We start from the raw sequence: 337 nt of genomic DNA on the forward strand, positions 1-337 counted from the left end.
TTGTCAGCCAAACTCAACTCGACCTTGGTGCGCAACCAAGCGACATAACTGGCTTCCTGATCGACACTCTCGAATTCTGAAACAAGGGGAGACAGAGCGACGCTCATTTGCTAATTCCTCCGTTTCTTTCATTTTACGCCAATCCCCGTAAATTCGTCACACACTCAACACAAGCCGCTTCCAATACTTTCCTTGCCCTCCGATCCGGCGGCGTATAAAACGCGTGTCCGATGCGGAATTTTTGTGCTTGTACCTCAAAGTACAAAGAAATTCGGCTATTGACAGCTATCGCCTCATTGCTGCCGGATGAACTGTCATGGGTTCAAAGGCAGGTATC

Annotated in this window: 1 protein-coding gene; it reads right to left on the minus strand. The window is 48.7% G+C overall.

What is annotated here, in order from left to right:
- Positions 1-107, minus strand: a 107-nt coding sequence (locus IV91_RS19805; protein WP_459166980.1) for an antitoxin PaaA2 family protein, incomplete at its 3' end; no start/stop codon positions are given.
- Between the last annotated feature and the right edge of the window lie 230 nt (positions 108-337).

The organism is Ferrovum myxofaciens (assembly GCF_000735045.1).
Classification (GTDB): domain Bacteria; phylum Pseudomonadota; class Gammaproteobacteria; order Burkholderiales; family Ferrovaceae; genus Ferrovum; species Ferrovum myxofaciens.